The sequence below is a fragment of the Stutzerimonas tianxiuensis genome (genome assembly GCF_053470365.1).
The window spans coordinates 360,595-380,328 of sequence record NZ_JBPVWS010000002.1 but is presented as its reverse complement, the minus strand read 5'-3'; the positions used below and the strand labels follow the sequence as shown (position 1 = coordinate 380,328).

The window sequence follows — 19,734 nt, the reverse complement described above, 5'->3', positions numbered from 1 at the left end:
GAAGTCTCGGCGTAGACGGCTGGGTCAGGCGAAGCCAATCGCCCTGGAAGCGACAGCCAATGCCTTGCGAAAAACGCCGAATGGTACCCATCTCCTCGCGCCCTGCCCAGCTTTGGGGCGAAACGGATAGTCGAACTCTCGAACCAATGGTGCTGAATACGTTCCTTACCAAAGCGATAGCCTCGGCGGAGCTGGGCGCTGAGTGCTTGACCGATACACGCGTCGGCCTTGAGATCGCCACCGTGCGTGTACCTCATTCATCACTGCCTCATCTCACTCACCGCGGCCACGGTTTCGCGGCAGCACATCAAGGAAATTGTCTCGCGCCACCTTCTGCGCTGTAGGTTCTGACAAAGCATCAAGGAAAGGATCAAATGCGCGCATTGCTTCGCCGACCCCATCAAACCGGCCAACCACATCCGATCCGATCATGAAGCGCGTCGGATGGCGCTCGACCAAGGCCACCCAGGCTGGGTCGACATTACCCGAACGATCCAGTAGGTAAGGCTCCAGCATGGTCCATGACAGATCGATATACAGGTTTGGGTAGTCATCAAGCAGTCGCTTAACGGTAGGCAAGAGAAAGTCGAGCTTCTTCTGATGACGATACAACTCCATACTCGTCCCGGCATGCGCCCAGATGAAACGGGTATGCGGGTGATTTCGCAGCGGCTCTTCGAGCTCCTCAAGATAGAGCGGATTGCGCTCGCGCTTGGAGGTGATGTTCGAATGCAGCATCACCGGCAGATCGAATTCGGCTGCAAGGTGATACACGCGCGTAAGCGCTTCATTGTTGGCGCGCGGCGTGTCGCCCTGGGTCAGGGCGGTTATATCGTCATGCCGAGTAAAGACCTCGCCTAACCCCTGCCATAGCCCAGGATCGAGATCCAGCATCCGACGGATGTGCGCATCGGCATTTTTGTCGTTTGGATTGAACCCTGACAGAAACGGGTGGAAGCGTTTGCGCTGGTCTTCGTCCAGCTCTTTAAGCGCGGCCGCAACTAACACATCGGTCGCGCTGTACCAGTAAACGGCGGCGTCATCCCCGGCGTAGTATCGCGGACGCTTAGGCTCGTTCTCGTGCCACTTCTTCGCAACCGGAATGCCGCTGATCATCACGTGGTCAATGTTGCTCTCGTCCATGGCCTTGAGCAGTTGCTGCATGCCATCGGTCTCTTGGAAAAAATCGACGAAATGAAGATGTGAATCGCTGTAGTGGTAATCCCGTGCCTGCACCGGCGTGACGGTAACAACCAGGCACAGCGCCGCGAGACAGTTTCGTATATTGAGCAACCGATGTCCTCCTAGTGAACAAGCGGATAGACCGTGCCGCCTCGTAGCGGTTCATAACGCCGCAACGGTACCGACGACAAAGCCCCGCGCCGCGTTCGAAACAAAAAAGGCCCGTCAATGACGTAATGCTGTTCACTTAAGCATTTGAGCCCTGACGGGGCTTCCCCGAAAATCCGATGTCAGGTCCCTGGCATCGGATTTTTTATGTCTCTGCAACAGCAACTGCTCGACTTAGGTGAACTGTTCAACTTCTCGATGTGGTCGCCAGCCGCCTCAAGGAGGAATACAAGGTCGAGTGCGCCTACGAGGCGATCAACGTCTGGTCGGCGCGCTGGATCGAATGCAGTGACGAGAAAAAGCTCAAGGAGTTCAAGGACAAGGCCTTCGAGAACCTGGCGGTGGATGGCGGTGGCCACCTCACCTACCTGGCGCCGACCCGGGTCAACCTGAGCCTGATGGAAGAGCGCTGGCCGGACGTGAAATTCCGCGCCACCCGCGAACACCACTAACCCCCTGCCAGCCAAGTCGGCTTGGCCGTGCAACGCGGCCAAGCCGAACACTTTTTGCCAGACAACGCGCCTCTTTAACCTAAACTGAGTAGGTTTATCCGTTCGTTCACATAACGCACGCCTGAGCCCGTGACAAATCGCTGAGCTGCACTCAAGTTCCGCCCAGCCACGACGATACAAGCTCACACTGCCCTTCCTTGCTCCGAGGTGAATATGTCCATTCGCAATGTCCGCGTGGCCACGCGTGCCGGTGTCGGTTTTGCCCTGCTTGCCCTGCTGGTTCTGCTGGTAGGCAGCTTTTCCCTCGGGCAGATGCGCAACTTGCACAGCAAGGGTGAATACATCAACACGATCACCCTGCCCAGCCTGCAAACCATCAACAACATCAGCACCGACATCCTGCGCATCCGTGTGCTCACCCTGCGCCTGATAATCCAGCGTGACGCCAGCCAGCAACAGCAAACCATACGCACACTGGAAGAGCTCAAACAGGAGCTGCAAAAAGACGAAGCGCGCTATGAAAGCCTGCTGGAAGCCGACAACGAGCGCGCCATGTTCCAACGCCTGGTCAGCGCCCAGCGCGCGTACATGAGTGAGCAACAGCGCATCATCGAACTGGTACCGCAGGGGCGTCATGATGAAGCCCTGGCCGCAGCCAACGGCCCGCTCAACCAACATGCCGACGCCATGTTTCGCGCCCTCGACGAACTGACCCAGTTCAACAATGACAACGCGGCGGCGGCGCAAAAACAAAGCGAGGCGATTTATCAGAGCGCCTTCAACCTGGTAGTGGCGATCATCGTCGCCGCCATCGCCCTGACCATCCTGCTCGCCGTACTGCTCACCAACAGTATCGTGCAACCGCTGCGCAAGGCCGTCGGCGTCGCGCAAGTCGTGGCCAAGGGCGACCTCTCGCAAAGCATCCAGCTGGAAGGCAACGACGAACTGACCAGCCTGATGCGCGCCCTGCAGGAGATGCAGCAAAGCCTGCGCAGCACCATCCAGCAGATTGCCGATTCCTCGACCCAACTGGCCTCTGCCTCCGAGGAGCTGCACGCGGTCACCGAAGACTCCACGCGAGGCATGCACCAGCAGAACAACGAACTGGAGCAGGCAGCCACCGCGGTCAATGAAATGACCGCAGCGGTCGATGAAGTCGCGCGTAACGCCGTCAGCACCTCGCAAGCCTCGCAAGCCTCGAGCAAGACGGCCGAGCAGGGCCGCGACCAGGTGCTGCGTACCGTCGATTCCATCGACAGCCTGGCCGAAGACGTCACCCAGACTGCCGGCCAGGTGGAACAACTGGCCGACAAGGTACGCGACATCAGCAAGGTGCTCGACGTGATCCGTGCGATTGCCGAACAGACCAACCTGCTGGCACTCAACGCCGCCATCGAAGCCGCACGCGCCGGCGAGCAGGGTCGCGGCTTTGCCGTGGTGGCTGACGAAGTGCGCCTGCTGGCACAACGCACCCAGCAGTCCACCCAGGAAATCGAGCAAATGATCGGCGGTATCCAGCAAGGTACCGACCAGGCCGTGAATGCCATGCGCCATAGCAATGAACGCGCCCGCACCACCCTCGACGTCGCCCGCGCCGCCGGCGAGGCACTCGACCTGATCGCCCGCTCGATCACCGAGATCAACGAGCGCAACCTGCTGATCGCCAGCGCCTCCGAAGAGCAGGCCTCGGTGGCCCGCGAAGTGGACCGCAACCTGGTGAATATCCGCGACCTGTCCCTGCAAACCTCGGCCGGCGCCAACCAGACCAGCGCCTCCAGCCAGGAGCTGTCACGCCTGGCCGTGGAGCTGAACAGCATGGTCAGCCGCTTCCGCCTGTAATCCGGCCAGCGACGAAAAAACCCGGCGCCAGGCCGTAATGCTGTTCACTTAAGCGGAGCAGCCTTTCGATCCACTGGATAACGGGTCTTTGAGATCTTCACCGTCCTTGGTCTTGATGGCCTTGGACGGTGATCCAGAAACAGCCCACCGATTCCTGCTCTCAGCTCCGACAATCGTCTTCCTGTTGCTGAAACCGGGTTGGCCGCCGCCATCACGATCAATTGCACGGCGATGTATTGGGCTACTGGTTTGAAGCGGATGTCGCCCGGAGAGCGGCCGAAGGCGACGGCTGCCTGACCGGCTTCGCGGCGGATGATGTTGTAGGCCAGCAACAAGCCCCAGACCTCCTGGTAGACCAGCTCCGTTACCTTGCTGCGCAGGGTCATCGCATTCTGCTGCAGAGAGCTTTTGATATCCCGGAAGCCCAGCTCGATCTCCCAGCGCTCCTGATACAGCTCGGCGATGGTCTTGGCGCTGTAAGTATCCGCAGGCAGTGAGGTGAGCACTGTCTTGATCTTGTCCTTCACGGCGTAGCTGACTTCACGCACCTCCCAGTGCGTCGGCAGGTCGGGGTTGCGCTTTCGTGCCTGTGCCGACACCTTCATGCGCAGCAAACGATCGCCCTTGCCGTAACGAGCGACTTCCTCGCTAACCAGCCCTTGGCGGGCCGGAATCAGCCAGTGCCGGCTTTCCCCTGCGGCGCCCAGGCGCAACAGCAAGTCGGCACTCCAGAAGCCCTTATCGAACAGCGTCACCGACTGATTGGGAATCTGCTGCATAAACTCATCGGCCAAGCGCATCTCACTGCGCCGGTAGGGACTCACCTGCGCATCCAGAATCAGGTGCGAGCGCACGTTCATCAGGGCTACCAGTCGCAGCATGGGAAACGGCGTCTGGCGCTCGGTGGAGGTATTGCCGGAGCCGAAATGCTCTCGGAGTTCAGGCGTGTCTGGGGTGCGCAGGAGTGCGCCATCCACGGCCAATACTTGCAGGCCCTGCCAGGTATCGCCCTCATAGCGCTCGCAACCCCAATGGTTACCCGTCTGACGAAACAGCCACTCAACCGGATCGGCACCCAATCGTTTACGCGCCTCGGTGACACCGCTTCGGGCCAGCAGGTCGTGAGAGGCCAGCCCCTGGGCACAGATATTCAGGCGTCGTGCGACCTCATGCACCGGCTCGTCACGGAACAAGGCCATGCCAAGCACCAGCCAGAGCACCTGATCGCTGGGCAGACGCCGCCGCCTTATGGTGGCCTGGGCGGACAAGTCCAGAGCGGATGCCACCCACTCGATCGGGATGTTTTGGGTGAAGGTGCTCAGATCCGAGAAGTTGAACAGTTCACCTAAGTCGAGCAGTTGCTGTTGCAGAGACATAAAAAATCCGATGCCAGGGACCTGACATCGGATTTTCGGGGAAGCCCCGTCAGGGCTCAAATGCTTAAGTGAACAGCATTACCGTCAATGACGGGCCTTTCAATGACACAGCTAAAGGTTAAGCGGACAGCTCAACCAGGAGCTTGTTGAGACGCTGCACATAAGCCGCAGGATCTTTCAGGCTATCGCCAGCTGCGAGTGCCGCCTGATCGAAGAGGACGTGTGACAGATCGGAGAAGCGATCTTCGTCCGGCTCGGCATCAAGCTTCTCTATTAGAGGGTGTGCCGGGTTGATTTCAAAAATCGGCTTCGACTCCGGTACTTTCTGTCCGCTGGCTTCAAGAATCTGACGCATCTGCAGGCCCAGGTCTTGCTCACCGATCGCCAGGATTGCCGGCGAATCAGTCAGACGGTGCGACACTCGCACCTCTGCGACCTCGTCACCCAGCGCAGTCTTGAGACGCTCCACCAGTCCTTCCTTCGCTTTGGCAATCTCTTCCTGAGCCTTCTTGTCTTCTTCCGTATCCAGCTTGCCGAGGTCAAGGTCGCCGCGCGCCACGTCAACGAACTGCTTGCCGTCAAACTCGGTCAGGTAGCTCATCAGCCACTCATCGATGCGGTCAGTCAGCAGTAACACCTCGATGCCTTTCTTGCGGAAGACTTCCAGGTGCGGACTGTTTTTAACCTGCGCATAGGACTCACCGGTGAGGTAGTAAACCTTGTCCTGACCTTCCTTGACGCGGCCCAGGTAGTCAGCCAGCGAAACGCTTTGCTCACCAGAAGCATCTTGGGTGGAAGCGAAACGCAGCAGCCCCGCGATCTTCTCCTTGTTGGCGAAGTCCTCCGCAGGGCCCTCTTTGAGAACCTGGCCGAACTGCTTCCAGAAGTTCTTGTAGTCTTCCGGCTTGTCTTTGGCCAGCTTGTCCAGCATGTCCAGCACGCGCTTGGTCAGCGCCGACTTCATCGAATCGATCACCGGATCCTTCTGCAGGATCTCGCGGGAAACGTTCAACGAGAGGTCATTGGAGTCGACTACGCCTTTGATGAAACGCAGGTACAACGGCAGGAACTCATCCGCCTGATCCATGATGAAAACGCGCTGGACGTAGAGTTTCAGCCCCTTGGGCGCTTCGCGCTGATACAGATCGAAAGGCGCGCGGCCAGGCACGAACAGCAGCGAGGTGTATTCAAGCTTGCCCTCGACCTTATTGTGGCTCCACGCCAAGGGATTCTCGAAGTCGTGACCGACGTGCTTGTAGAACTCCTGATACTCCTCGTCCTTCACCTCGGTGCGGGGACGGGTCCAGAGTGCACTGGCTCGGTTGACGGTTTCCCACTCAGCCTCTGCCGGCTTGTCTTTCTCCTCGCCATGAAACTCCTTCGGCAATTCAATCGGCAGTGCGATGTGGTCGGAGTACTTCTTGATGATGTTGCGAAGGCGCCAACCGTCGGCAAATTCCTCTTCGCCAGACTTGAGGTGCAGAACGATGCGGGTGCCGCGCTCCACCTTTTCGATGTTGGCAACCTCGAAATCGCCCTCGCCCTTCGAAGACCAGTACACGCCCTCCTCTGCAGAGGTCCCGGCACGGCGGCTGAATACTTCAACCTGCTCCGCGACGATAAAGGCGGAATAGAAGCCGACGCCAAACTGACCGATCAGATGCGAGTCTTTCTTCTGGTCACCGGTCAGATGCTTCATGAAATCAGCCGTACCCGACTTGGCGATAGTGCCCAGGTGGGTAATGACATCTTCGCGGTTCATACCGATGCCGTTGTCATCAAGCGTGACAGTCTTGGCATCCTTGTCGAAGCTGACGCGAATCTTCAGGTCCGCCCCGCCCTCAAGCAGCTCAGGCTTGGCCAACGCTTCGAATCGAAGCTTGTCGGCGGCGTCCGAGGCGTTGGAAATCAATTCCCGAAGGAAGATTTCCTTATTCGAATACAAGGAATGAATCATCAGGTGAAGCAGCTGCTTCACTTCGGTCTGGAAGCCCAGGGTTTCTTTGTTTTGAGTCTCCACACTCATCGTCTTGCAAACTCCACTTCGTCAATGGCACGGACCGCGACTGCGGCGATGACAAGCAGATGGGGTCTTGCGCGGGAAATTCAAGTGCAGCCCTTGCAAGGCGAGCTGCAGTCTTTCCTGGAGTAACGCTCGAGGCGCGAGCTAGGGTTCTAGCAGTTCGATCAGAACGATGTCGTCAGGACTTAAATTGAAAACCGCCTCTCCGGCGCCCTTCAGCCTTTGCCGGATAGCCAGATTGCCGTCTCGATCCAGCCCTTGGAAGCGCCCTTCCGCGACTCCCCCTCGTTTGGTCTGTGCGCGTACTTGCAGGTGCTCGTAACGCTCCGGATTGCGCAGCAACCGGGCCAGGGAAAACCGCTGGCGACGATCGACTCGGGGCGATGCAGTGCTGTCCGGCAGCGACGCTCCTTGGGTAGCGGTATGCTTGAGCGGCGTTTCGGCTGCGGCGCTCAGAGGGGGAAAAGTGTCATCTTCTACCGCCCAACCCTGGTCACCCTTGCTGATAGCCAGGTCGAAAAGCTGCGCCGCTCCCTCAATCTTGGCGCTTATCGAGAGCACCAAGCTCGACGCGGGTAAATTGACAGGCGCTACGCTTTCGATGTTCACATCCCGCGTCTCGAACCGTCGCTGCAAATAATCACCGGCCACATAAGCTAGGGTATCAACCGAGTCATGCGTAAGATCCACGCGACCCGCGCGATAGCGAAGGTTGTCGGTGAACAGTTCGACCTGCCCGCTGAGGCTTGTTTGATAATGGGCCGGCAAGACCAGGTGGAAGTCACCGATCAGCTTGTTCGGCGGCGCTGGCTGCAGGTTCAGGTGAAGGGTATAGCCGCTCTGAATTCGGCGTGCCTCTGGAAGCTCCTGCTCTGGACGCATCCAGTTGATTTCGACCACGGGAGCAGGATCAACGTCCTGAGGAAGCACATCGACCTGTATAGCCCCAGATGGCTTTGCACCGAGGCGAATGCTCACTTCCTGCCGAGCGAACAACTGGTCGCCTTCACGCAGTGTCAGCACGCCATCAACGTAGCTCCCGAACTGAGGACTGAATGAACGACCATCAAGCTCGCCGTGCAAACGAAAACTCAGCTGTTGACTCTGAGTCTGTTCATCAGGCTCAAGCCATTCAAGACTGGCAATGGCCGCAACTCGCTCCGGCTCGTGGTTGGCGAGCAAGGTAAATCCGACCACAAGAGGGATAACGCCCAAACCGGACAGCCCCACCGCCTTCCGAGCGACCTTCCAATGCCGAGCTACATACACCAGGGTTACCGGAGGCAGTAGGCTGCCCACGCCCCACAACAAGCCTGTACCGAACGCCAGAACAACCAACCAGATCAGGCCCGCCAGGATCAGCAGTAGCCCACCCAGTATCAGCAACGCATCCATTCAACACCTTCGAGACAGCTACAGTAGCGCCGGCGGCTGGCCTGTCAGGGCTCGTTGACCTTGAAATGGCAACGCGCAGTCGCGATTGGCTCAGCCTGGTTGGTTTGCCAGGCTGTCACAGCAACATTGGCTACACGACGTCCCTGGCGCCAGACCTGGCAGGCGGCAAAGGTGTCACGATAGTGACCCGCTCGAAGATAATCTATCGAGAAGTCGATGATTTTGGGTAAATGTGGTGCGCCCATGAACATCAACAGATGGAGCATCGCCGCATGTTCCATGAAGCCCGCAATCACGCCGCCGTGGATCGCCGGAAGCGTAGGATTTCCGATGTTGTCCTGATTCTTTGGAAGGCGGAACACCATTTCATCGCCCAGTCGCAAACACTCAATACCGATTAGACGGGCGTACGGCACCATTTTTAACAGTGCGTCATAGTCATTGCTGGCGTGCGCTTCACTGACCAAGGCATCGAGATCGAGTACGCTCATTGCGGTGCCTCCGAACCTGTCATCAAGCCATTCTTGCCCATGCGCATGAAGGCGCCGACTACGTGGGCAATCGGCTCATTGATATCGCGCTGGTAAGCGACTCCACGGGTAAAAATGACCGTCGGCGTCACGCGGTAGCACTCGGCAAAGCCAAACACGTCATGATTGGGCTCGGCGGGATGCATGTAATCGATGCGCAGATCCAGTGTGGGGCAGATCTCAAGCTCAGGCAGCGCGCATGCCGTCGAGATGCCACAAGTGGTGTCCATCAGGGTGGTAATCGCTCCGCCGTGAACGAGACCGCTTTCGGGATTGCTGACGATCTTTTCACTATAGGGGAGGCGCAACGTGAGCCCCTTGGTATCCGCATGCTCGACACGCATACCGAGCACCTGACAGTGACGTAACAGGGAAAGGAAGCGCTGGGTACGCTCCAGTATCAGACTATCGCTCATGCGGACTCTCAGAAAAGATCAAGCCAAGCAGTTTACCGGCTCTCCCTGCGCAAGCCCTACTCCTTAGGTTGCTCGACAGGCAATGTTGGCGTGAACACCATGACTTCAAGTACATCGGAATGAAATTCGCGGCGATAAAGAACCAGCACCACGCCGCTGGTCACCATCATGAAGAACCAGGGATGGATGAACCAGGACAAGGTAGCCATACCGAAGTAATACGCCCTCAGACCGAAATTGAACTGGTTTGCAGCCATTGAGATAACCCTGGCAGCCCGCTCGGCGAAAGACTTGCGCTCAAGATCGCTCACATTACGCTCACCCGCCATGGGTGCCGAGGCCACCAGCACTGCAGCGAAGTTGTACTGCCGCATGCACCAGCTGAACGTGAAAAAGGCATAAACGAAGACGACCGCCAATGCCAACAGCTTGATCTCGGAAAGCCCACGGCTGACCGGCTGCGCAAAGGGCAAGTCTGCCAACAGCGAAACAGCACGTTCCGACGCGCCGAGCGCGGTCAGAATACCGGCCAGAATGATCAAGGTACTGGAGGCGAAAAACGCCGCGTTGCGCTCCAGATTGCCGATCACATTGGCATCGGCAATGCGGTTATCGCGCAGCAACATGCGTCGCATCCAGTCTTGGCGATAAAGGTGCAGGACGCTGGCGAGGCACGCCGTGTCCCTGCCTCGCCAGCTTGCGTACCGGGTGTAGCCGGCCCAGCACAGCACGAACCACGCGACTGCGATCAGATGAGGCAGCAGATGACTGGGAATAGGCATGACGATCCCTCTGGGCACATGCGCGTCATTATAACCAGCGGAACCGCTGACCAGGCATCCAGGCGATCAGCCCTACCCCGGGACCAACGGACCTCACGTTGCTAGACGCCGCTTACCAGCCAGTCGATCCATTGCGAACGCAATCATTAGCGTCACCAGCACCGGAACCAGCCAGCCCATGCTCTGCGCGGCTAAGGGTAATCGGGTGAACAGAACGGGAACCAGCTCGGTGAAGCCTGCAGCCGACAGCCCATCCGCAACACCGAAGACCAATGTCACTGCCATCACCGGGACGAAAACCCGACTAGGCGAAACCCAGCAGCGATCCAGCAGATTCAGCGCCACCAGCATGATCGCCAGTGGGTAGAGTCCGACCAGCACGGGCACAGAGACACTGATTAGCTGTGTCAGGCCCTGATTGGCCACCAACAGGCTGAACAGCGTGAATACCACCACAACAGTGCGATAACCAACCGGCATCAAACCGCTGAAGAATTCGCCACAAGCAGTCGTCAGCCCAACCGCTGTCGTCAGGCAGGCCAGCGTAATCACGATCGCAAGCAACAGGCTCCCTGTAGTACCGAAGGTGTGTTGCACGTACGTAGTCAGAATCTGAACACCGTTTTGTGCCTCGCCAGCGATTCCCTGACTGGTTGCGCCCAGATAGAACAACGCCAGATACACCAGTGACAATCCAAGCGCGGCTATGGCACCGGCAACCATTGAGTAGCGGGTTACCAGCGCCGCATTGGACACACCGCGATCACGGATCGCTGTTGCGATCACGATGCCGAATACTAGGGCGCCCAGGGTGTCCATGGTCAGATAGCCTTCCAGAAACCCCTTAAGCAACGGACCGCTGCGGTAGCTCTCGGCAGTGACGCCAATGTCGCCAGCCGGCGCGAACACGGCCGCGCCGCCCAGCACAAGCAGCGCCGCCAATAGAACCGGCGTGATGAACTTGCCGACGCGGTTCACCAGCTGACCTGGATTTACTGCAAGGAACAACGTCGCCGAAAAGAACAGCGCCGTATAAACGAACAGGGGAATGGCAGCGTTGCCGGTGAAGGGTGCAATTCCCATTTCAAACGACACCACTGCCGTTCGCGGTGTCGCGAACAGCGGCCCGATGGCCAGGTACACTGCGACAGCTAGCAGCGTGCCGGCACCGCGGCCCAGCGGAGCGGTCAAGCGATCCATCCCGCCACCGACCCGCGCTAGCGCGACCACAGTCAGCAAGGGCAGGCCGACGCCTGTCAGCAGAAATCCCAACGCAGCAAACCAAAGTGACTGTCCCGCAGCCATACCGGCACTGGGTGGAAAAATGATGTTGCCAGCGCCGAGAAACAGCGCGAACGTCATAAAGCCAAGGGCCAGCAGATCGAGACCTTTCAGTCGAGTCATTGAACTATCACCACTACAGAAGGTTCCGGCACGAGTAACGCGCCAAGCGCTTACTTCCAGATACGACTACGCCGAGCCGCCTGAAAAAAAGCACGCACCTTAATCGAAATCGCCCTTAAGGGCGAGGAGTCACAGCCCCATGAGAGGCAGCGCAAAGCCGGCCGACTGCTGCTCGGGTTAGCTACGACGGAGCAATGCCACCGATGCCATCCTGCAGAAACAAAAATGCCAGTCAGACAGGGCTGACTGGCATTTGGCACGCAAGCTGAAAATCAGGCCTACTTGGCTTCCCAGCCAGTGACTTCCGCCAGCGCTTTACCGATATCGGCAAGCGAGCGAACTGTCTTCACGCCTGCATCCTGCAGCGCTGCGAACTTCTCGTCTGCGGTGCCTTTGCCGCCGGAGATGATCGCGCCAGCGTGCCCCATCCGCTTGCCCGCAGGCGCCGTAACGCCGGCAATGTAGGACACTACCGGCTTGGTGACATTGGCCTTGATGTAAGCAGCAGCCTCCTCCTCAGCAGAACCACCGATCTCGCCGATCATGACGATCGCCTCGGTCTGCGGGTCTTCTTGGAACAGCTTGAGGATATCGATGAAGGTCGAGCCAGGAATGGGGTCGCCACCGATACCCACGCAGGTGGACTGACCGAAACCGGCATCAGTGGTCTGCTTGACCGCTTCGTAGGTCAGCGTGCCCGAACGAGACACGATGCCGACCTTGCCCGGCATGTGGATGTGACCAGGCTGGATACCGATCTTGCACTCGCCGGGCGTGATCACGCCCGGGCAGTTCGGCCCAATCAGGCGAACGCCCATTTCGTCGCACTTGATCTTCACTTCGAGCATGTCGAGGGTCGGAATACCTTCGGTGATGCAGACGATCAGCTTGATACCGCCAAACACCGCTTCAAGAATCGAGTCCTTGCAGAACGGTGCTGGCACGTAGATCACTGATGCATCCGCGCCAGTCGCCGCAACCGCTTCTTTGACCGTATTGAAAACAGGCAGCCCCAGATGCGTAGTTCCACCCTTACCCGGGGTAACACCGCCGACCATCTTGGTGCCGTACTCGATAGCCTGCTCGGAGTGGAAGGTGCCCTGCGAGCCGGTGAAGCCCTGGCAAATGACCTTGGTGTCTTTATTGATCAGGACGCTCATTACTTGCCCTCCGCGGCTTTGACGACTTGAATGGCCGCATCGGTCAAGCTGGTTGCGCCGATGATGTTCAGACCACTTTCACCCAGCATCTTGGCGCCAAGTTCGGCGTTGTTACCTTCAAGGCGCACAACTACTGGCACCTTGACGCCGACCTCTTTGACCGCACCGATGATGCCTTCGGCAATCATGTCGCAGCGAACGATGCCGCCGAAGATATTGACCAGAACCGCCGCAACGTTTTCGTCCGACAGGATGATCTTGAAGGCCTCTGTCACGCGTTCTTCAGTTGCGCCACCGCCGACGTCGAGGAAGTTGGCAGGCTTGCCGCCGTGCAGGTTGACGATGTCCATAGTGCCCATGGCCAGACCGGCACCATTGACCATACAACCGATGTTGCCTTCCAGAGCAACATAGTTCAGTTCCCACTTGGCTGCGTGAGCTTCACGCGGGTCATCTTGCGAGGGATCCTGCATGCCACGCAGCTTGGGCTGGCGATAAATGGCATTGCTGTCGATATTCAGCTTGGCATCTAGGCAGTGCAGGTTGCCGTCTTTCTTGATCACCAGCGGATTGACTTCCAGCAACGCCAAATCGTAGTCGACGAACAGCTTGGCCAAGCCTACGAAAATATGGACGAACTGCTTGACCTGATCGCCTTTGAGCCCAAGCTGGAACGCCAGCTCACGACCCTGGAATGGCTGAGCGCCAACGAGCGGATCAATGGTTGCCTTGAGGATTTTTTCCGGCGTGTCGTGAGCGACTTTTTCGATGTCGACGCCGCCTTCGGTGGAGGCCATGAAGACCACCCGGCGAGTGGCACGGTCAACGACGGCACCCAAGTACAGTTCTTTATCAATGTCGGTGCAGGCTTCTACGAGAATCTTGCTGACCGGTTGTCCGTTGGCGTCGGTCTGGTAGGTCACCAGGCGCTTGTCCAGCCACTGCTCGGCGAATGCTCGGGCTTCGTCTTTGCTGCGGACGAGTTTGACGCCACCCGCCTTGCCGCGACCACCGGCATGTACCTGTGCTTTGACCACCCACTCGGTACCGCCGATCTGATCACAGGCTTCAGCCGCTTCTTTAGGGCTATCGATCGCGTAGCCCTTGGAGACCGGCAGTCCGTACTCGGCAAACAGTTGCTTACCCTGATATTCGTGAAGATTCATCTTAGCTACCGTTCGGTTTGATGTGCATCAGACACCACATTGCTGCGGCGTCACCTCAAGTCGCTGAAAACTATCGAAGATACCTTTCAAAGACCTGTCATACCTTGCGCGAAGGTATTCGGCGCCTGCACCGGGCCTGGAAGCCCAGTGCATGCCGCCGTTTGTTGCTACGCGGTTAGCGCTTCTTGCGGTTGGCGATGTGAATGGCGTGACCATTTACCGCCAGTGCAGCTTCGTGAAGCGCTTCGGACATTGTCGGATGCGAGAACACCATCATGCCAAGGTCTTCGGCGCTAGTGCCAAATTCCATGCCGATTGCACCCTGCTGTACCAGCTCGGCTGCCGCTGGCCCCATGACATGCACGCCCAGAACACGGTCAGTCTTGGCATCAGCGATGACCTTGACCAAGCCAGCTGTGTCGTTTGCTGCCATGGCACGGCCACTGGCGGCGAACGGGAAGGTGCCCACGTTGATTTCGACGCCCTCGGCCTTCAACACCTGCTCGGTCTTGCCCACCCATGCGATTTCCGGATGGGTATAGATGACCGATGGAACCAGGTCGTAGTTCATTTGCGATTTATGCCCAGCGATCCGCTCAGCAACCATCACACCCTCTTCCGAGGCCTTGTGCGCAAGCATTGCTCCACGGACAACGTCTCCAATGGCGTAAACACCCGGAACGCTGGTCGCGCACTGATCATCCACGAAGATGAAGCCGCGCTCATCCATATCAACACCCGCGTCAGCAGCGAGCAGATCGGTAGTCACCGGACGGCGGCCAACTGCAACAATCAGCTTGTCGAAGGTCTGCTGCTGCTCGCCTTCTGCATTGGTGAAGTTGACCGTGACCTGATCGCCATTGACTTGGGAACCAGTGACTCGGGCGCCGAGCAGAATTTTCAAGCCCTGCTTGCTCAGCACCTTGAAAGCCTCTTTCGAGATCTGCTCATCCGCGGCAGGCAGGAACTTGTCCATCGCTTCAAGGACAGTAACTTCGGCCCCCAGACGCGCCCATACCGAACCCAGCTCCAGTCCGATAACGCCAGCGCCGATTACACCAAGCTTGGCTGGAACGCTTTGGAAATCCAGTGCGCCCGTGGAGTCAACAATGATGTTCTGATCAACAGGTGCTGGCGGAATGTCGACCGGCTTGGAACCCGAAGCCAGGATGACACTATCTGCCGCCAAAACTTGCGCGTTGCCGTCGAGCCCGGTGACTTCAACCTGCTTGCCGCTGAGCAGCTTCCCGTGACCTTCGAAAACAGTCACGCCATTAGCCTTCATCAGGCCGGCAACGCCGCCAGTCAGGTTCTTAACGATCTGGTCCTTGCGGGCGACCATGGTCGGAACATCCATGGCCACTTCGCCAGTGCTGATGCCGTGGACCTTGAAGCTCTCGTGGGCTTCGTGGAATTTGTAGGAGCTGTCCAGCAGCGCCTTGGATGGAATGCAACCGACGTTCAGGCAGGTTCCGCCCAGCGCGGTCTTACCTTCCTTGCCCTGATATTTTTCGATACAGGCGGTCTTCAGACCCAGCTGCGCTGCGCGAATGGCTGCAACATAACCGCCGGGGCCGGCACCGATCACGACGACGTCGAATTTCTGGCTCATTACGAATCCTCTTGAGTGCAGCAAAAAAATCAAAGGCCACAGACAGCAGGCCCAGCAAATGACTAGCCTGCCAACTGCAGCCCGCGACGCTTGTTAGATGTCCAGCAACAGACGCGCCGGATCTTCCAGCAGGTTTTTGATGGTCACCAGGAAGCTCACCGCTTCCTTGCCGTCGATCAGGCGATGGTCATAGGACAGTGCCAAGTACATCATCGGCCGGATAACCACCTGACCATTTACAGCCATAGGACGCTGCAGAATGTTGTGCATGCCCAAGATAGCGGCCTGTGGCGGGTTCACGATCGGGGTCGACATCATCGAACCGAACGTACCGCCATTGGTGATGGTGAAGGTGCCGCCAGTCATTTCATCAATCGACAGCTTGCCATCACGCGCCTTCTTGCCAAAGGTGGCGATGCCGCTTTCGACTTCAGCCAGGTTCATCAGTTCTGCATTGCGCAGGACTGGTACAACCAGGCCACGATCACTGGAGACTGCGACACCGATGTCCTGATAGCCGTGGTAGACAATATCGGTGCCGTCGATCGACGCATTGACTGCCGGGAAACGCTTCAACGCTTCAACAGAGGCCTTGACGAAGAAGGACATGAAGCCCAGACGCACGCCGTTGTGAGTCTTCTCGAAAAGGTCCTTGTACTTCGAACGAAGCGCCATGACTTCGGTCATGTCGACCTCATTGAAGGTCGTCAGCATCGCCATGTTCGACTGAGCCTCGACCAGACGCTCGGCAACCTTCGCACGCAGACGGGTCATCGGCACTCGCTTCTCTGTGCGATCACCGCCGGCTGCAACAGGAGCAGCAGCAGTACTGGCAGCAGGCTTGCTAGCAGCCGGAGCGGACTTCTTGGCTTCGATAGCGGCAACCAGGTCTTCTTTAGTGACGCGACCGTCTTTACCAGTACCCTTGACGCTGTTTGGGTCAATGCCGTTTTCCTCTGCCAGCTTGCGGGCAGCAGGCGCGAGGATGGCATCATCAGCGCCGGCTGCCGGTGCCGAAGCTGCAGGGGCTGCCGGAGCGGCGGCTTCAGCAGGCGCCGACGCGGCGGGAGCAGAAGCTGTAGCACCTGCGTCGAGCTTGCCAAGCAGCTCACCGCTGAGCACGGTGTCCCCTTCGTTTTTAACGATTTCGCTCAGCACGCCATCCGCTTCTGCCAGCACTTCCATGACAACCTTGTCGGTCTCGATGTCGACAATGAGTTCGTCACGCTTTACCGCATCGCCCGGTTGCTTGTGCCAGGTCGCAACGGTGCCGTCAGCAACCGATTCCGGAAATTGAGGGGCTTTGATCTCGATAGCCATTAGCTGGGTCCTATTGATTCGGTTTTTACATCGAGGCCGCGATGTTCGCGGCCTCTTGCAAGAATGATTAAACGGTGAAGGCGTCCTGCAGCAGTTTTTCCTGCTGTTCGGCGTGCATGGAGGCGTAGCCGACCGCAGGCGCTGCAGAAGCTTCACGCCCCGCGTATTGCAGGAACAGCTCCTTCTTGTGTGCGACCGCAACACGACGCATATGATGCTGGCTGCAATACCAGGCGCCCTGGTTCATAGGTTCTTCCTGACACCAGACGATATTCTTGATGTTCTGGTAAGGCGCAAGCACCTCAGCCAAATCATCTTCTGGGAACGGATACAGCTGTTCCAGCCGAACGATGGCGATATCATCACGACCCTCATTGCGGCGCTTGTCCAGCAGATCGTAATAAACCTTGCCACTGCACATGACAACGCGTTCGACCTTGCCCGGATCGATCTGATCGATCTCCGGAATCACGGTCAGGAAGGAACCTTGGGTTAGATCTTCCAGCGTCGAGGTCGCCAGTTTATGACGCAGCAGGGACTTCGGCGTCAGCGCTACCAGAGGCTTGCGCAGAGGACGGATCGCCTGCCGGCGAAGCATGTGATAGACCTGAGCCGGGGTTGTCGGCACGCACACTTGGATGTTGTGCTCGGCGCACAGCTGCAGATAGCGCTCCAGACGTGCTGACGAATGCTCTGGCCCTTGCCCTTCATAACCGTGCGGCAACAGCATGGTCAGACCACACAGCCGGCCCCACTTGTGTTCGCCGCTGGTGATGAACTGATCTATTACGACCTGTGCACCGTTGGCAAAGTCACCGAACTGTGCCTCCCACACCACCAATGCGTTCGGCATGGTAGTGGCATAACCGTACTCAAACGCCAGCACCGCCTCTTCCGACAGGAAGGAGTCGTAGAGGTCGAAGCGAGGCTGCCCTTCGTACAGATGCTGTAGCGGGATGTAAGTGCTGCCGTCCTTCTGGTTATGCAACGCCGCATGGCGGTGCGAGAAGGTTCCACGGCCCACGTCCTGGCCGCTGATACGAACCGGGTGGCCTTCGAACAGCAGGGTTGCATAGGCCAGTGTCTCGGCGTAGCCCCAGTTGATGGCGAGCGCACCGGCACCCATCTTCTGGCGATCTTCAAGAATTTTCGAAACCTGCCGCTGAACGACGAAGCCTTCCGGCACAGCCAGCATCTTGCTGGACAGTTCCTGCAGCGCCTTTAATTCAAAACGCGTGTCATAGCGAGCAGTCCAGGTATGACCCAGGTAAGGACGCCAATCAACAAACAATTCCTTGTTTGGCTCTTTGACCAAGCTTTTTACCACGTGAAGACCGTTGTCCAACGCGGCACGATACTCGTCGACCTTGGCCTGAACGCGTTCATTGTCGAGCACGTTGGATTGCGTCAGCGCATCGGCATACAACTCACGTGTAGTGCGCTGCTTGGCGATCTTCTGATACATCAGTGGCTGAGTTCCGCTAGGCTCATCCGCCTCGTTGTGACCACGACGGCGGTAGCAGATCAGATCGATAACAATGTCGCGCTTGAACTGCATCCGATAATCGACAGCGAGCTGGGTGACGAAGAGAACAGCCTCAGGATCATCCGCGTTCACGTGGAAGATTGGAGCCTGGATCATCTTTGCAACGTCGGTCGCATACTCAGTGGAGCGCGCATCTTCTTGTCTGTTGGTGGTAAAGCCAACCTGATTGTTGATCACGATCCGGATGGTACCTCCCGTGCGATACGCACGAGTCTGGGACATCTGGAACGTTTCCATCACAACGCCCTGCCCCGCCACGGCGGCATCACCATGAATCGTGACCGGCAAAACCTTGTCGCCCGCCACATCACAACGACGATCCTGCCGTGCACGGACGGAGCCTTCAACGACCGGCGAAACGATTTCCAGGTGAGACGGATTGAATGCCATCGCCAAGTGTATTTCGCCACCCGGAGTCATAACGTTCGACGAAAAGCCTTGGTGATACTTCACATCGCCGGAACTGAGCCCTTCGACCTTTTTGCCTTCGAATTCGTCGAACAGGTCGCGCGGGTTTTTGCCGAAGGTGTTAACCAGTACGTTGAGACGGCCACGGTGGGCCATGCCAATGACGATTTCCTTGGTGCCATAAGAACCTGAGCGTTGGATGATTTCATCCAGTAATGGAATCAGACTCTCACCACCTTCCAGTCCAAACCGCTTGGTTCCCGGATATTTGGTGCCCAGGTACTTTTCCAGGCCCTCAGCTGCCGTCAGCCGCTCAAGCAGGTGACTCTTGATTTCCGGTGAAAAAGACGGCCGACCACGAACGCTTTCGAGTCTCTGCAGAAACCAATTGCGCTGGTCTGAATCAACGATGTGGGTGAACTCAGCCCCAATAGTGCGGCAATACGTCTCTTGCAGCGCCTGGTGAATTTCACGCAAGGTTGCCTGATCTTTGCCCATGGCAAGGTCGCCGGTACGGAAAACCGTATCCAGGTCAGCGTCAGTCAGGGCGTAGTTGTTGATTGCCAGGTCGGCAGGCGCCGGCCGTTGCTGCAAGCCGAGCGGATCAAGCTGGGCTACCTGATGGCCACGCATCCGGTACGCTTGAATAAGACGCAGGACTTCGACCTGTTTCTTCTCATGCTCGCTACTGACACTACTGGCCGAAGCAGGCTGAGCGCGGCGTTGGTTTTTGGCCAACAGCACGAAGTGATCGCGGATTGTCGAATGCGATACATCGGACGAAGCGCCACCGCTGACGGGCAGCTTCTGGAAATAGGTGCGCCACTCTTCGGGCACAGCGTTGGGATCGTGCAGGTAGAGCTCGTAGAGCTCTTCCACATAGGCAGCGTTACCACCGGATAGGTGGGCACTGTCCCACATGCGCTGCATTACGCTTTCTTGCATGTCTGGTCAC

The 19,734-nt window shown here is 58.0% G+C and carries 14 protein-coding genes and 1 pseudogene; 2 read left to right on the top strand and 13 right to left on the bottom strand.

The window, feature by feature from the left end:
• Nucleotides 1-273: 273 nt before the first annotated feature.
• Nucleotides 274-1,284, bottom strand: a complete 1,011-nt coding sequence (locus ACSSNI_RS04390; protein ID WP_325166591.1) for an amidohydrolase family protein — start codon at nt 1,282-1,284, stop codon at nt 274-276.
• A gap of 263 nt (nt 1,285-1,547) precedes the next feature.
• On the opposite strand from ACSSNI_RS04390, the pseudogene prfC reads away from it, so the two are divergent.
• Nucleotides 1,548-1,802, top strand: a pseudogene (gene prfC, locus ACSSNI_RS04385) (peptide chain release factor 3); the annotation flags it as partial.
• 213 nt (nt 1,803-2,015) lie between these two features.
• The gene (locus tag ACSSNI_RS04380) at nt 2,016-3,641 is read left to right on the top strand and encodes a methyl-accepting chemotaxis protein (RefSeq protein ID WP_448258975.1); all 1,626 of its coding nucleotides are present in this window, start codon (nt 2,016-2,018) and stop codon (nt 3,639-3,641) included.
• Between the two features lie 44 nt (nt 3,642-3,685).
• Here the strand turns inward: ACSSNI_RS04380 and ACSSNI_RS04375 are convergent, their stop codons facing one another.
• From ACSSNI_RS04375 to ACSSNI_RS04320, 12 genes are all read right to left on the bottom strand, one after another.
• The gene (locus ACSSNI_RS04375) at nt 3,686-5,017 is read right to left on the bottom strand and encodes an IS4 family transposase (RefSeq protein WP_448258974.1); all 1,332 of its coding nucleotides are present in this window, start codon (nt 5,015-5,017) and stop codon (nt 3,686-3,688) included.
• A gap of 118 nt (nt 5,018-5,135) precedes the next feature.
• Nucleotides 5,136-7,043, bottom strand: a complete 1,908-nt coding sequence (htpG, locus tag ACSSNI_RS04370; RefSeq protein WP_200639459.1) for a molecular chaperone HtpG — start codon at nt 7,041-7,043, stop codon at nt 5,136-5,138.
• A gap of 141 nt (nt 7,044-7,184) precedes the next feature.
• The gene (locus tag ACSSNI_RS04365; protein WP_200639458.1) at nt 7,185-8,435 is read right to left on the bottom strand and encodes an MFS transporter; all 1,251 of its coding nucleotides are present in this window, start codon (nt 8,433-8,435) and stop codon (nt 7,185-7,187) included.
• 44 nt (nt 8,436-8,479) lie between these two features.
• The gene (locus tag ACSSNI_RS04360; protein ID WP_200639457.1) at nt 8,480-8,926 is read right to left on the bottom strand and encodes a PaaI family thioesterase; all 447 of its coding nucleotides are present in this window, start codon (nt 8,924-8,926) and stop codon (nt 8,480-8,482) included.
• Nucleotides 8,923-9,381 (bottom strand): PaaI family thioesterase, encoded by a 459-nt coding sequence (locus ACSSNI_RS04355; protein WP_200639456.1) that lies wholly within the window; start codon nt 9,379-9,381, stop codon nt 8,923-8,925. The genes ACSSNI_RS04360 and ACSSNI_RS04355 overlap by 4 nt, the downstream gene beginning before the upstream one ends.
• Before the next feature lie 56 nt (nt 9,382-9,437).
• Complete coding sequence (locus ACSSNI_RS04350) at nt 9,438-10,163, bottom strand: DUF599 domain-containing protein (protein WP_200639455.1); 726 nt, start codon at nt 10,161-10,163, stop codon at nt 9,438-9,440.
• A 93-nt stretch (nt 10,164-10,256) separates the two neighbouring features.
• Nucleotides 10,257-11,567: a branched-chain amino acid transport system II carrier protein gene (gene brnQ / locus ACSSNI_RS04345; RefSeq protein ID WP_200639454.1), complete on the bottom strand. Its 1,311-nt coding sequence runs from the start codon at nt 11,565-11,567 to the stop codon at nt 10,257-10,259.
• A 278-nt stretch (nt 11,568-11,845) separates the two neighbouring features.
• Nucleotides 11,846-12,727, bottom strand: coding sequence for a succinate--CoA ligase subunit alpha (gene sucD, locus ACSSNI_RS04340; RefSeq protein ID WP_200639453.1), 882 nt, complete (start codon nt 12,725-12,727; stop codon nt 11,846-11,848).
• Entirely contained in the window at nt 12,727-13,893 is a 1,167-nt protein-coding gene (gene sucC / locus ACSSNI_RS04335; RefSeq protein ID WP_102836266.1) for an ADP-forming succinate--CoA ligase subunit beta, read from the bottom strand. Before sucC ends, sucD begins: the two co-directional genes overlap by 1 nt.
• Before the next feature lie 175 nt (nt 13,894-14,068).
• Nucleotides 14,069-15,505 carry a dihydrolipoyl dehydrogenase gene (gene lpdA / locus ACSSNI_RS04330; protein ID WP_200639452.1) on the bottom strand — a complete coding sequence of 479 codons (1,437 nt, stop codon included), beginning with the start codon at nt 15,503-15,505 and terminating at the stop codon, nt 14,069-14,071.
• A 93-nt stretch (nt 15,506-15,598) separates the two neighbouring features.
• Nucleotides 15,599-16,825 (bottom strand): 2-oxoglutarate dehydrogenase complex dihydrolipoyllysine-residue succinyltransferase, encoded by a 1,227-nt coding sequence (gene odhB, locus ACSSNI_RS04325; RefSeq protein ID WP_200639451.1) that lies wholly within the window; start codon nt 16,823-16,825, stop codon nt 15,599-15,601.
• A 67-nt stretch (nt 16,826-16,892) separates the two neighbouring features.
• The gene (locus ACSSNI_RS04320) at nt 16,893-19,724 is read right to left on the bottom strand and encodes a 2-oxoglutarate dehydrogenase E1 component (RefSeq protein ID WP_200639450.1); all 2,832 of its coding nucleotides are present in this window, start codon (nt 19,722-19,724) and stop codon (nt 16,893-16,895) included.
• Between the last annotated feature and the right edge of the window lie 10 nt (nt 19,725-19,734).

What these genes read in the sequence shown, in the direction of transcription:
- ACSSNI_RS04380 (WP_448258975.1), top strand. Translation starts at nt 2,016, where the DNA reads ATGTCCATTCGCAATGTCCGCGTGGCCACGCGTGCCGGTGTCGGTTTT.
- ACSSNI_RS04375 (WP_448258974.1), bottom strand. Translation starts at nt 5,017, where the DNA reads ATGTCTCTGCAACAGCAACTGCTCGACTTAGGTGAACTGTTCAACTTC.
- htpG (WP_200639459.1), bottom strand. Translation starts at nt 7,043, where the DNA reads ATGAGTGTGGAGACTCAAAACAAAGAAACCCTGGGCTTCCAGACCGAA.
- ACSSNI_RS04365 (WP_200639458.1), bottom strand. Translation starts at nt 8,435, where the DNA reads ATGGATGCGTTGCTGATACTGGGTGGGCTACTGCTGATCCTGGCGGGC.
- ACSSNI_RS04360 (WP_200639457.1), bottom strand. Translation starts at nt 8,926, where the DNA reads ATGAGCGTACTCGATCTCGATGCCTTGGTCAGTGAAGCGCACGCCAGC.
- ACSSNI_RS04355 (WP_200639456.1), bottom strand. Translation starts at nt 9,381, where the DNA reads ATGAGCGATAGTCTGATACTGGAGCGTACCCAGCGCTTCCTTTCCCTG.
- ACSSNI_RS04350 (WP_200639455.1), bottom strand. Translation starts at nt 10,163, where the DNA reads ATGCCTATTCCCAGTCATCTGCTGCCTCATCTGATCGCAGTCGCGTGG.
- brnQ (WP_200639454.1), bottom strand. Translation starts at nt 11,567, where the DNA reads ATGACTCGACTGAAAGGTCTCGATCTGCTGGCCCTTGGCTTTATGACG.
- sucD (WP_200639453.1), bottom strand. Translation starts at nt 12,727, where the DNA reads ATGAGCGTCCTGATCAATAAAGACACCAAGGTCATTTGCCAGGGCTTC.
- sucC (WP_102836266.1), bottom strand. Translation starts at nt 13,893, where the DNA reads ATGAATCTTCACGAATATCAGGGTAAGCAACTGTTTGCCGAGTACGGA.
- lpdA (WP_200639452.1), bottom strand. Translation starts at nt 15,505, where the DNA reads ATGAGCCAGAAATTCGACGTCGTCGTGATCGGTGCCGGCCCCGGCGGT.
- odhB (WP_200639451.1), bottom strand. Translation starts at nt 16,825, where the DNA reads ATGGCTATCGAGATCAAAGCCCCTCAATTTCCGGAATCGGTTGCTGAC.
- ACSSNI_RS04320 (WP_200639450.1), bottom strand. Translation starts at nt 19,724, where the DNA reads ATGCAAGAAAGCGTAATGCAGCGCATGTGGGACAGTGCCCACCTATCC.